Source organism: Paracoccus sp. UBA5162 (assembly GCF_002413585.1).
In the GTDB taxonomy this organism is placed as follows: Bacteria; Pseudomonadota; Alphaproteobacteria; order Rhodobacterales; family Rhodobacteraceae; genus Paracoccus.
Genome location: NZ_DHXG01000066.1, coordinates 1 through 11,577, shown reverse-complemented (window position 1 = coordinate 11,577; position 11,577 = coordinate 1). Strand labels below are relative to the sequence as shown.

The following is an 11,577-nucleotide window of genomic DNA, read 5'->3' as shown; positions in this document are numbered from 1 at the left end:
AAGTGGCGGAGACGAAGGGATTCGAACCCTCGAGGCGGTTTCCCGCCTGCACCCTTAGCAGGGGTGTGCCTTCGACCACTCGGCCACGTCTCCGCCGATCCGTATATGGACCGGCGTCCATAGTGACAAGGGGGATTTGGTGGTGGATCGTTTGAAACCACGGGATCAGCGGACGGATGGCCAGCCCTTCATCGTCCCACTGGTCGCGTCCGTCAAGCGGTGTAATTGCCCAGATGGCCTGAGGGCATGATGAGGCGGCTTTTGTTGTGATGCGGAGAATGGGGTCGACCTCCTCCGTGTCGATCTGAGCGAATGCTTCGACCATCATGTAGCGACTGGCGGTCTGCCACTCGTCGTTCTGCTCGAAGAGAACAGCGCCGATCAGGCGCATGATCGAGGCCTCGTTGGGGATGATGCCTACGACATCGGCGCGGCGCTTCACCTCCTTGTTCAAACGTTCAATGGGATTGGTCGAGTGCAGCTTCGTCCGCTGCTGTCGCGGGAACGACATGTAGGCCAGCACGTCGTGCTCGCTGGCGTCCATGAGATCGGCGAGCTTGGGCCAGCGCGGGCGCAGCTGTTCCGCGACCTTGTGCCAGTTCTTGCCGGCTTGGGTTGGGTCGGGTTGATCGAAAGACTCCCGGATCGCGGCGGCGACGACGGTGTGCTGGCCGCGGGACACGTGCGCCAGGACGTTGCGCATCAAGTGAACGCGGCAGCGCTGCCCGCTCGGCCGTCGCCGATCCCCCGGATCGGCTTTTGGGCCTCACCTTCGAACACCGGGGCGATGGCCGCCCTGAGGCCCGTGTGCGCATCGCTGATGACCGATCGCACGCCGCCGAGACCCGGACCTTCAGGGACCGCAGGACCTCGGTCCAGAACGTCTCGGCTTCGGTCGGGCCGATGCCCAGGCTGATGATCCCCCTCCGGCCCCCGGAGTTGGCGGCGACAGCGATTATGGCCGCGACGGGCACGATGCGCCCGCCCTGGTGGACTTTGAGGTAGAGGTCGCATCCAACCAGACGTAGGGCCATTCTCCCGTCAGCGGGCGGTTCAGGAACTCGCCCACGCGTTCGTCGATGTCCTTGCAGAGCTTCGATACGGGGCTTTTCGAGATGCCCGACAGACCCATGGCCTGCACCATTTCGTCGACGTGCCGGGTCGAGACGCCGCGGATCCAGGCCTCCTGAATGACAGCCACCAGCGCCTGCTCTGAGGCTTTCGGGGCTTCGAGAAAGCCAGGGAAGTAGCTGCCCTTCCGCAGCTTCGGCACCCGCAGGTTCAGCGTGCCCAAACGGGTATCGAGAGCGCGCTCTCGATACCCGTTCCGCCGTGTCGTTCGTTCGACGTTGCGCTCATGCCGCCCGGCGCCGATCAGTCCTTCGACATCGGCTTCCATGATCAGTTGCAGCATCGGATCGGCGATGGTTGGAAGAAAGTCTCCCTGATGGTGCTTGGCCAGCAGCTCGGACAGGTCCATCGCTGTCTTGGTCGTCGAGGTCTCCGTATGGCTTGGGGTTGAAGCGTCGAAACTCCGCCTCAATCCTGCACCTCGATGGCCACCCGGGATCACACCGTTGGCGGCGTCGAAATTACACTAGCACCTCGGACACGAACGTCCCACTTGCTGCCTGAGCTACTCACCATCCTTTGGCCAGAATTCCGGCGTGATTTAAGCTGCTTGACCTGCTGGCCGGTTTCGAACTGGTTGAAGTAGACCACGGCAGGCGCTCGTCAGCAATGGGCGGTGTGAGGCCCGCTGCTGATTGTAGAAGGCGGTCCATCGGCCGATGCCAGTCTTCGCCTGCGAGCCGGTCTCCCAGGCGGGCAGATAGACGCATTCATACTTCAGATACCGCCAGAGGCGCTCAATGTTGTCGAGGCGGGGCGGCCTGAGCCGCGTCAGTCGCCTTGCAAGGCTGCGATGATGGGGCCGAAATCCGCGGCCTTGAGGCTGGCTCCGCCGACCAGCGCCCCGTTCACATGCGCGATGGCGAAAATCTCGGCGGCATTCGCCGCCTTCACGCTGCCGCCATACAGAAGACTGACATTCGCCGCGTCTGTCACCTTGCCGACCAGCCGTTCGCGCATCAGCGCATGGACTTCGGCGATCTGGTCGCCGCTGGGAGTTCGGCCGGTGCCGATGGCCCAGACCGGTTCATAGGCGATCACCGTGTTGCCGGCATTGGCGCCGGGCGGGATCGAGCCCTCGAGTTGCGCGGCGATCACCTCCAGTGCCTCGTCATCGTCGCGCTGCGCCTCGGTCTCGCCGACGCAGATGATCGCGATCAGGCCGGCGTCATGGGCCGCCGCAGCCTTGGCCGAGACATCGGCGTCGGTCTCGCCATGATCGGCGCGGCGTTCGGAATGGCCGAGAATGACGTAATCGGCGCCGGCATCCTTCAACTGCACGGCGGCGATGTCGCCGGTATGGGCGCCGAAGGCGCGCGCGTGGCAATCCTGCCCCCCAAGCGCGATCGGATGGGCGCCGATTCGCGCCTTCATCGGTTGGATCAGCAATGCCGGCGGGCAGATCAGCACGTCGCAGCCGGGGTCGGGTCGGGCCGCGATCAGCGCGTCGATCTGCGACAGCGCCGCCAGATCGCCGTTCATCTTCCAATTGCCCGCAGCCAGCTTGCGTGGTGCCATGCCCTGTCCTCCGCTTCGCACAATCAAAGGCTTAGGGAAACGCGGCCCTGGCTGCAATGATGATTGTCGCCGACGAGGCGGTTCACTCGGCCGTGCGACTACCTTCCAACGGCTCGAAGCGGACGGATTCGCCGCAGCCGCAGGCATCGGTCACATTCGGATTGCGAAAGCGGAATCCGGATTCGATCAGGCCGGATTCATAGTCGATCTCGGTCCCGAACAGGAACATCTGCGCCATGGGCGCGATCAGCACGCGGGCCTCGCCCTGTTCGACGACCTCGTCTGCCTTGTCGGGGGACTGGGCCAGATCCATCGTGTATTCCATTCCCGCGCAACCACCCTTCTTCAGGCCGATCCGCAGGCCGTAGGCCTGTTTGCCCGCCATCAGCCGCACGATCTGACGCTCGGCGGAGGGCGTGATGGTGACGGGGCTTTTGCCGGGAATGCCGAACATGGGCGGGCCTTTCGTTGCATCTGTCACAGAAGATAGGGTCCGGGGTGCTCGCGCTCAAGCCCCTGCGCTGGCCGGCGGCCGGACGATGCAGGGCTGCGATCACATCGGAACATTTCCCCGCGATGACGGCGGTTGCCTGCGCGTCCTTCCGCCGACGCGGCGTTGCGCGGCAAAACCCCCGCGTGTATCAGGTTGCCCAGGAACGGCAGTTTGAAGGATGACGCGGATGCGCAGGGTTGTTGTCACCGGACTTGGGATGGTCACGCCGCTGGCTTCGGGCGTCGAGGCGACGTGGCAGCGGTTGCTGGCCGGGACGTCCGGGGCAGGCCGGATCACGCGATTCGATCCCAGCGATGTGGTCACGAAATATGCCTGCGAGATCCCGTTCGGCGATGGCAGCGACGGCACCTTCAATCCCGACGACTGGATGGCGCCCAAGGACCGGCGCAAGGTCGATGATTTCATCCTCTACGGCATGGCCGCCGCCGATCAGGCGGTGAAGGATGCCGGATGGGAGCCCGAGGACGAGGAAGACCGTCTCCGCACCGGCGTCATGATCGGTTCGGGGATCGGCGGGCTGACATCGATCGCGGAAACGGCGGTGCTGATCAAGGAACGCGGGCCAAAGCGTGTCTCTCCCTTCTTCATTCCGGGTGCGCTGATCAACCTGATCTCGGGACAGGTCAGCATCCGTTACGGCTTCAAGGGGCCGAACCACGCCGTGGTGACGGCCTGTTCGACGGGGGCCCATGCCATCGGCGATGCGGCGCGGCTGATCATGCTGGGCGATGCGGACGTGATGATCGCGGGCGGTGCCGAGGCGCCGATCAGCGAAATCGGGATCGCCGGCTTCAACGCCTGCAAGGCGCTGTCCACGCGGCGCGATGACGATCCGACTGCCGCGAGCCGCCCCTATGACAAGGACCGCGACGGTTTCGTGATGGGCGAAGGCGCCGGTGTCGTCGTCCTTGAGGAATATGAACACGCCAGGGCGCGCGGTGCGACGATCCATGCCGAGGTTCTGGGCTATGGGCTGTCGGGCGACGCCTATCACATCACCGCGCCCGCCGAGGATGGAGATGGCGGATACCGGGCGATGCAGAACGCCCTGCGCAATGCCGGGATCGGCCCCGAGAAGATCGACTATATCAATGCGCATGGCACCAGCACGATGGCCGACACCATCGAACTGGGCGCGGTCGAGCGGCTGATGGGAGATCATTCCAGGAACGCCGTCATGTCGTCCACCAAGTCCAGCATCGGGCATCTGCTGGGCGCGGCGGGTGCGGTCGAGGCGATCTTCTGCGTGCTGGCGATTCGCGACCAGATCTGCCCGCCGACCATCAATCTGGACAATCCGGCCGTCCAGCCGAAGCTGGATCTGGCCGCCAATGCGGCGGTCCGGCGCAAGGTCGACATCGCCTTGTCCAACAGCTTCGGCTTCGGCGGCACCAATGCCAGTCTGGTTCTCGGGAAGGTCAAGGAATGATCTGGCGCAACATCGCCTCGAACTTCCTGACCCTGCTGATTGTCCTGCTGATCGCCGCCGCCGCGGCTGTGGCCTGGGCAAAGCGCGAGTTTTCCGGTCCGGGGCCAAGCGAAATCGCGCAATGCGTCCAGATCGCGCCCGGGGCCAGCCTGAATGCAGTCAGCCAGCAACTTGCCTCGCAGGGCGCAGTCAGCAGCGCCTATATCTTCCGCGCCGGCACTGATTACATGGACAAGGCGCGCGACCTGAAATTCGGCAGCTATCTGGTGGCACCACGCGCGAGCATGGAAGATATCGTCGGCGTGATCACCGCGGGCGGCCCCTCGACCTGCGGGACCGAGGTGATCCTTCGCGTCGGCGTGCGCGAGACGAACGTGCTGCTGCGCGACATGAACCCCGATACCGGCGCCTTCGAAGAGATGGCGCGCTGGAGCCCCGAAAGCGGCGATCTTCCCGAAGCGATCGTGGCTGCCGAGAAAAAGCCCGATGCCCGCCTGCGCGTCGCCCTGGCCGAGGGCGTGACCAGCTGGCAGGTGGTTCAGGGGCTGAACGCCGTCGATTTCCTGACCGGCGAAGTGGACAAGGTTCCCGCCGAAGGATCGCTGGCGCCGGATACCTATGATGTCGAGGCGGGCGCCGATCGCGGCGCGCTGCTGGCCGAGATGGCGGCGCGGCAATCAAGGATCCTGGCGCAGGAATGGGAGGCGCGGCCTTTCGGCCTGCCCTATGACAGCCCGGAACAGGCGCTGATCATGGCATCGATCGTCGAGAAGGAGACCGGCCTGCCCGAGGAACGGCCGCAGGTGGCCAGCGTCTTCGTGAATCGGCTGGAACAGGGGATGCGGCTGGAAACCGATCCCACGGTGATCTACGGCATCACCCGGGGCGAGGGAATTCTGGATCGCGGCCTCAGGCGCTCTGAACTTGCGGCGCAGACGCCCTACAACACCTACCGGATCGACGGCCTGCCGCCGACGCCCATCGCCAATCCGGGACGCGCGGCGATCAATGCGGCGCTGAACCCGGCCCAGACCGACTATATCTTCTTTGTCGCCGATGGCTCGGGCGGGCACGCCTTTGCCCGCACGCTGCAGGAACATAACGCCAATGTCGCCCGCTGGCGCCAGATCGAGGCGCAGCGGGGGCAGGCGACCGACACGCCGGTGCAGGGCGGCGGCTGAGCGCGCCGCGCCGGATCCGCGGGCGGCGCGGCGCGGATCGGGTTCAGACCTCGTATTCGGTCAGAAAGTCCCTTGGTATCAGAAGGTTCTTTCGGCTCAGGGCCTTCACGTCGCGTTCTCCGCACAGTGCCATGCTGATATCCAGCTCCTTCCGGATGATCTCCAGCGCGTGGGTTACGCCGGTCGCTCCCATCGCCCCAAGGCCGTGCAGCCAGGCCCGCCCGATCCAGGTCGCATGGGCGCCAAGCGCCAGCGCCTTCAGCACGTCCTGACCCGATCGGATGCCGCTGTCCATGTGGATCTCGACCCGGTCGCCCACCGCCGCGACGATATGCGGCAACATCCGGATCGCGGACAAGGCCCCGTCCAGTTGCCGCCCGCCGTGATTGCTGACCACGATCGCATCGGCCCCGAAATCGGCCGCGATCCGGGCGTCCTCGGGGTCCATGATGCCCTTCAGGATCAGCTTGCCGCCCCACATGTCGCGGATGCGGGCGATCTTGTCCCAGTCCAGCCGCTCGTCGAACTGCTCGGCGGTCCAACTCATCAGCGACGAGGTGTCGCCCACGCCCTTCGCATGGCCGACGATATTGCCGAACTGGCGTCGCCTGGTCCGCAGCATCCCCATGCCCCACCGCCATTTCAACGCCAGATCCAGCATCACCGGCAGCGTCAGCTTCGGCGGCGCCGACAGCCCGTTCTTCAGATCCTTGTGCCGTTGCCCCAGGATTTGCAGATCCAGCGTCAGAACCAGCGCGCTGCAACCCGCCGCCTTGGCGCGATCAATGATGGCGGCCACGAAATTCTGATCACGCATGACGTAAAGCTGGAACATGAAGGGCTTGGTGGCATGGGCCGCCACATCCTCGATCGAACAGATCGACATCGTGGACAGGCAGAAGGGAACGCCGAATCTTTCGGCGGCGCGGGCCGCGTGAATCTCGCCATCGGCATGTTGCATCCCGGCCAGCCCGACCGGCGCCAGCCCCACCGGCATCGAGACAGGCAGGCCCGCCATATCCGACGCGGTCGATCGGTCGGACATGTCCACCGCCACCTTCTGGCGCAGTTTCAGCCGTGCGAAATCGGTGGTGTTCTCGCGAAAGGTCTGTTCGGTATAGCTGCCCGATTCCGCATAATCGTAGAACATCCGCGGCGTGCGCGCCCGGTGCAGCCGTTTCAGATCCTCGATGCAGGTGATGACGGGCATGGCCGGGCCTCCTCAGTGTGGTCAGAATTTCTTACCACCGGTCGCGAACCTGCTCAATCGCCCCTGTCACAACCCCATCCGGGCGCGCAGATCGGGCTCGATGACCGGCCTTCTCAGGGCTTCGGCACGGCGGGTCAGGGCATCGCCCTCGGCCTCGGTGGCGGTCTCGATCGCGGCTGATCCGCCGGCCGCATGATCGGGCAGGGTCGGCTCGGCCAGGGCCTGCGCCGTCGGCAGCAGCCTTGGATAGGCGGTATCGCCGCGCCCGCAGGCGGCAAGAATCAGCAGGGTGCAGACCATCAGAGGAACCGGCTTCGTCATGACGCCCAGGTTAGGGCGAGGGCGCCTGTCCCGCAATCGCCCTTTTCCCGCCCCGGTCGCTGGCCTAGACAGGGACATGGCCCGTACCCAAGGTTCCCGCGCCGAGATCACCGGACCGCTGGTCCGCGCCCAGGCCCTGCGCCTTTTCGCGCGCCACGGCTATGCGGCCGTGTCGATGCGCCAGATTGCTGCCGGCGTCGGCGTGCAGGCCGGCGCTCTCTATGCCTATACGCCCGACAAGCAGGCGCTGCTGGCCGATCTTCTGGAAACCCACATGCGCGATCTGCTGGCGGCATGGCAGGACGATCCGGCGCAGCCGCCGCTGGCGCGACTGGAAGGATTCGTTCGCTTCCACATCAATTTCAGCCTCGATCATCCGGACGCCGTCTTCCTGTCCTATATGGAATTGCGCAACCTGACGCCTGAAAACCATGGCCGCATCGCGGCCCTGCGCACCCGATACGAGGATGGTCTGGACCGGATCCTGCACGCGGGCACGGCCTCAGGGGCGATGCAGCTGGACGATCCGCGACTGGCACGGATGGCGCTGATCGCGATGCTGACCGGCGTGACCAACTGGTATCGCGAGGGCGGCCGCCTGGACCGGACCCGGATCGCCGATATCTACTGGGGTCTGGCACGCGGCGCGGTCGGAGCGGACTGAGGGGTTCTTCGTTGCCCAAATACCCATCTTGCCGCCGCGCCCCGCCCCCCCGATAATCGCGCCATGAGTCTGCCTCCCGGTTTCCTTGACGAGATCCGCAACCGCGTTCCGATCAGTCGCGTGATCGGGCGCCGCGTCGTGTGGGACCAGCGCAAATCCAACCAGGCACGGGGAGACTGGTGGGCGCCGTGCCCCTTCCATCAGGAAAAATCGGCCAGCTTTCATTGTGACGACCAGAAGGGTTTCTATTATTGCTTTGGCTGTCAGGCCAAGGGCGACGTGATCAGCTTCCTGCGCGAATGCGATGGAATGGAATTCATCGAGGCGGTAAAATCCCTTGCCTCCGAGGCCGGGCTTTCCATGCCCGAACCCGATCCGCGCGCGCGTGAAAAATCCGACCGCCGATCCCGCCTCATCGAGGTGACCGAGGCCGCCTGCCGCTGGTTCCGGCTGCAATTGCAGACCGGCGCTGCGGCCGAGGCGCGCGACTACCTTGCGCGGCGCGGCCTGGACCGCGAAAGCGAGGCGCAATTCGAGATCGGCTTCGCGCCCGGCCACCGCACCGCGCTGACCTCGGCGCTGCGCGACAAGGGCTTCGAAGAGGCGCTGATCGTCGAGGCCGGCATGGCTGCGAAACCCGTTGATGGCGGACCGGCCTATGATCGCTTTCGCGGCCGGATCGTCTTTCCGATCCGCGACGGACAGGGCCGCTGCATCGGATTCGGCGGGCGCGCGATGGATCCGAATGCCCGCGCCAAATATCTCAACAGCCCGGAAACGCCGCTGTTCGACAAGGGGCGGAACCTCTACAATCTCGGCCCTGCCCGGGCGGCGGTCGGCAAGGGGCAGCCGCTGATCGTGGCCGAGGGCTACATGGACGTGATCGCGTTGTCGCGCGCGGGTTTTCAGGGTGCGGTGGCGCCGCTGGGCACCGCCATTACCAGCGAACAACTGGCCGCGATGTGGCGCCTGTCGCCGGAACCGGTCATCGCGCTGGACGGGGACGCGGCGGGCCAGCGGGCGGCGCAGAGGCTGATCGATCTCGCGCTGCCTCTGACCGGCCCGGGGCAGGCCCTGCGTTTCGTCCTGCTGCCTGCGGGTCAGGATCCGGACGATCTGATCAGGGTGGCGGGGCAGGGTGCGATGAAGGCATTGCTGGATCAGGCCCGGCCGCTGGTCGATCTGCTGTGGAGCCGCGAAACCGAGGGGCAGCGTTTCGACAGCCCCGAACGCAAGGCCGCGCTGGACCGCCGCCTGCAACAGGCCATTGCCAGAATCCCCGACGAGTTGACCCGCCGCCATTATGCCGACGAAATCCGCGGAAAACGATGGCAGCTTTTCGGGGGCCGGCGGCAGCCCCGGGGCGAAGGGGTGCGGCAGGGCGCGGCGGGGCGCGGCCCCGCCCGGCGCGGAGGGGCCTCGATGGCCCCGCGCGCGCCGCTTCCCACCTTGCCGGTCGCCGGGCCCGATGCGGGAACGGCGTTGCTGGAGGGCGCCAGCCTGCTGATCTGCGCCCTGCGGCCGGAACTGGTGGCGCTTGTCGAGACGCGGCTTGAACGGCTGTCGCCCCGCGATGCTGATCGCGCCGCATTGTTGCATGATCTGCTGACCGGAAACGAAAGCGAGGCCGGTCGCCGGGCTCTTGAAATCCTTCGCAGCGACGCCCAATTGGGCCTGACCCCGCCCGTCATCGGCCGCAAGGATCCGGAAGCCATTCTGACCATGCTGCAAAATCTGCTGGACCGGATCGAGGCGGAACGCGCCGCAGGACCGGAACTGTCGCGGGCCGAGACCGAAATCGAGGGTGATGCGGACGAAGGCCTGACCTGGCGCTTTCAGCAGGTCAACAAGGCACGACACCGCGCCGAACGTCCGGAACTCGAGGATTCCGGCGACCTGAACGAAGACAGGGACAAGCTTGCGGCCGAGTTGAGCGACGCCCTGAGCAGACAGATTTGGCGCAAGCCGCCCCGCCGGTGAGAGACCTTGCCCGCAAGGTGCGCGGAGTGCGGTCCGGCAGGTGCGAATCATCTGTCGGAGGGCAAAGGACAATTGCTGGCGCCGATCTTTGATTCGGTCGGCCGGCACGGTAAAAGCAAGGCAGTTTCGGCGCGATTCGGGTGATTCGCGAATCACCGCCTCGGAAAGGGAGCCCTGGATGGCCACCAAGGAAGACGACACCGACAAGACCGACAAGGACGAGAATGCCCATTCGCTGGACATGAGCCAGGCGGCGGTCAAGAAGATGATCGCCGAGGCCCGCGACCGCGGCTACATCACCTATGACCAGCTGAACACGGTTCTGCCTCCCGAGCAGGTCAATTCCGAACAGATCGAGGATGTCATGTCGATGCTGTCCGAGATGGGCATCAACGTGATCGAGGACGAGGACGAAGCCGACGAGGCCGAGGGCGGCGCAGTCGCCACCACCGCCTCGGGTTCGCGCGAGGTGGCGGTCGCAGCCACCGAAACCGAGAAGCTGGACCGCACCGACGACCCCGTCCGCATGTATCTTCGCGAGATGGGCAGCGTCGAATTGCTGTCTCGCGAGGGCGAGATCGCGATCGCCAAGCGCATCGAGGCCGGACGCAACACGATGATCGCGGGCCTTTGCGAAAGCCCGCTGACCTTCAAGGCCATCACCATGTGGCGGCAGGAACTGCTGGACGAAGAGATCCTGCTGCGCGACGTGATCGATCTTGAGACCACCTTCGGTCAGGCGATGGAAGACGAAGAGGCCGAGGACGAGGAATTGTCCGAGGAAGGTGGCGCGGCGGCAACCTCGGACAAGCGCGAGGAACTGGATGCCGACGGCAATCCGATCAGCAGCGATGATGACGAGGACGAAGACGACGGCGCCAACCTGTCGCTTGCCGCGATGGAAGCCAGCCTCAAGCCGAAGGTGCTGGAGACGCTGGAAGTCATCGCCCGCGATTATGAACAACTGGCCGACATGCAGGATCAGCGGATGTCGGCCACGCTGAACGAGGATAACAGCTTTTCGGCCAACGCCGAAGGCGCCTATCAGAAATTGCGCAGTGAAATCGTTGCCTTGGTGAACGAACTTCATCTGAACAACAGCCGCATCGAGGCGCTGGTCGATCAGCTTTACGGCATCAATCGCCGCATCGTCACCATCGATTCCGGCATGGTCAAGCTGGCCGATGCCGCGCGCATCAACCGCCGCGAATTCATTGACGCCTATCGCGGTTCGGAACTGGATCCGACCTGGATCGACCGGCTGTCACAGAATACCGGCCGGGGCTGGCAGGCGCTGTTCGAAAGATCGCGCGACAAGGTCGAGGATCTGCGCGTCGAGATGGCGCAGGTCGGCCAGTATGTCGGCGTCGATATCGAGGAATTCCGCCGCATCGTGAATCAGGTCCAGCGCGGCGAGAAAGAGGCCCGGCAGGCCAAGAAGGAGATGGTCGAGGCGAACCTGCGACTGGTCATCAGCATTGCCAAGAAATACACGAACAGGGGCCTGCAATTCCTTGATCTCATTCAGGAAGGCAATATTGGCCTGATGAAGGCGGTGGACAAGTTCGAGTACCGCCGCGGGTACAAGTTCAGCACCTACGCGACGTGGTGGATCCGTCAGGCGATCAC

The 11,577-nt window shown here is 65.1% G+C and carries 9 protein-coding genes, 1 tRNA gene and 2 pseudogenes; 5 read left to right on the top strand and 7 right to left on the bottom strand.

The features are described from left to right. Window positions 1–3: 3 nt before the first annotated feature. The 5 genes and pseudogenes from B4A72_RS10075 to B4A72_RS10055 form a co-directional block, all read right to left on the bottom strand. Window positions 4–93 (bottom strand) — tRNA-Ser (locus B4A72_RS10075). 160 nt (window positions 94–253) lie between these two features. After that, a pseudogene (locus B4A72_RS10070) lies at window positions 254–1,480 on the bottom strand (IS256 family transposase); the annotation flags it as partial. Between the two features lie 276 nt (window positions 1,481–1,756). After that, a pseudogene (locus tag B4A72_RS10065) lies at window positions 1,757–1,882 on the bottom strand (integrase core domain-containing protein); the annotation flags it as partial. A 20-nt stretch (window positions 1,883–1,902) separates the two neighbouring features. Next, window positions 1,903–2,649 (bottom strand): triose-phosphate isomerase, encoded by a 747-nt coding sequence (tpiA, locus tag B4A72_RS10060; protein ID WP_292978485.1) that lies wholly within the window; start codon window positions 2,647–2,649, stop codon window positions 1,903–1,905. Between the two features lie 82 nt (window positions 2,650–2,731). Next, entirely contained in the window at window positions 2,732–3,103 is a 372-nt protein-coding gene (locus B4A72_RS10055) for a HesB/IscA family protein (protein WP_292959111.1), read from the bottom strand. Window positions 3,104–3,329: 226 nt separating this feature from the next. Between B4A72_RS10055 and fabF the strand changes: the two genes are divergently transcribed. Both fabF and mltG read left to right on the top strand, forming a co-directional pair. Continuing rightward, on the top strand, window positions 3,330–4,592 hold the full coding sequence (gene fabF, locus B4A72_RS10050; protein WP_292959110.1) for a beta-ketoacyl-ACP synthase II: 1,263 nt from the start codon (window positions 3,330–3,332) through the stop codon (window positions 4,590–4,592). Beyond that, window positions 4,589–5,773 (top strand): endolytic transglycosylase MltG, encoded by a 1,185-nt coding sequence (mltG, locus tag B4A72_RS10045; protein WP_414692197.1) that lies wholly within the window; start codon window positions 4,589–4,591, stop codon window positions 5,771–5,773. The genes fabF and mltG overlap by 4 nt, the downstream gene beginning before the upstream one ends. Window positions 5,774–5,816: 43 nt before the next feature. Here the strand turns inward: mltG and B4A72_RS10040 are convergent, their stop codons facing one another. Further along, complete coding sequence (locus B4A72_RS10040; RefSeq protein ID WP_292959109.1) at window positions 5,817–6,983, bottom strand: alpha-hydroxy acid oxidase; 1,167 nt, start codon at window positions 6,981–6,983, stop codon at window positions 5,817–5,819. Between the two features lie 66 nt (window positions 6,984–7,049). Next, window positions 7,050–7,304, bottom strand: a complete 255-nt coding sequence (locus B4A72_RS10035; protein ID WP_292978483.1) for a hypothetical protein — start codon at window positions 7,302–7,304, stop codon at window positions 7,050–7,052. Window positions 7,305–7,380: 76 nt separating this feature from the next. On the opposite strand from B4A72_RS10035, the gene B4A72_RS10030 reads away from it, so the two are divergent. From B4A72_RS10030 to B4A72_RS10020, 3 genes are all read left to right on the top strand, one after another. Further along, window positions 7,381–7,968, top strand: a complete 588-nt coding sequence (locus B4A72_RS10030; RefSeq protein WP_292959107.1) for a TetR/AcrR family transcriptional regulator — start codon at window positions 7,381–7,383, stop codon at window positions 7,966–7,968. 63 nt (window positions 7,969–8,031) lie between these two features. Next, window positions 8,032–9,948: a DNA primase gene (gene dnaG, locus B4A72_RS10025; RefSeq protein ID WP_292959106.1), complete on the top strand. Its 1,917-nt coding sequence runs from the start codon at window positions 8,032–8,034 to the stop codon at window positions 9,946–9,948. Window positions 9,949–10,126: 178 nt separating this feature from the next. Next, on the top strand, window positions 10,127–11,577 hold a 1,451-nt coding region (locus B4A72_RS10020; RefSeq protein ID WP_292978481.1), incomplete at its 3' end, for a sigma-70 family RNA polymerase sigma factor.

Excerpts from the sequence above, each read along its gene's own strand:
- tpiA (WP_292978485.1), bottom strand. The coding sequence starts at position 2,649 with ATGGCACCACGCAAGCTGGCTGCGGGCAATTGGAAGATGAACGGCGAT.
- B4A72_RS10055 (WP_292959111.1), bottom strand. The coding sequence starts at position 3,103 with ATGTTCGGCATTCCCGGCAAAAGCCCCGTCACCATCACGCCCTCCGCC.
- fabF (WP_292959110.1), top strand. The coding sequence starts at position 3,330 with ATGCGCAGGGTTGTTGTCACCGGACTTGGGATGGTCACGCCGCTGGCT.
- mltG (WP_414692197.1), top strand. The coding sequence starts at position 4,589 with ATGATCTGGCGCAACATCGCCTCGAACTTCCTGACCCTGCTGATTGTC.
- B4A72_RS10040 (WP_292959109.1), bottom strand. The coding sequence starts at position 6,983 with ATGCCCGTCATCACCTGCATCGAGGATCTGAAACGGCTGCACCGGGCG.
- B4A72_RS10035 (WP_292978483.1), bottom strand. The coding sequence starts at position 7,304 with ATGACGAAGCCGGTTCCTCTGATGGTCTGCACCCTGCTGATTCTTGCC.
- B4A72_RS10030 (WP_292959107.1), top strand. The coding sequence starts at position 7,381 with ATGGCCCGTACCCAAGGTTCCCGCGCCGAGATCACCGGACCGCTGGTC.
- dnaG (WP_292959106.1), top strand. The coding sequence starts at position 8,032 with ATGAGTCTGCCTCCCGGTTTCCTTGACGAGATCCGCAACCGCGTTCCG.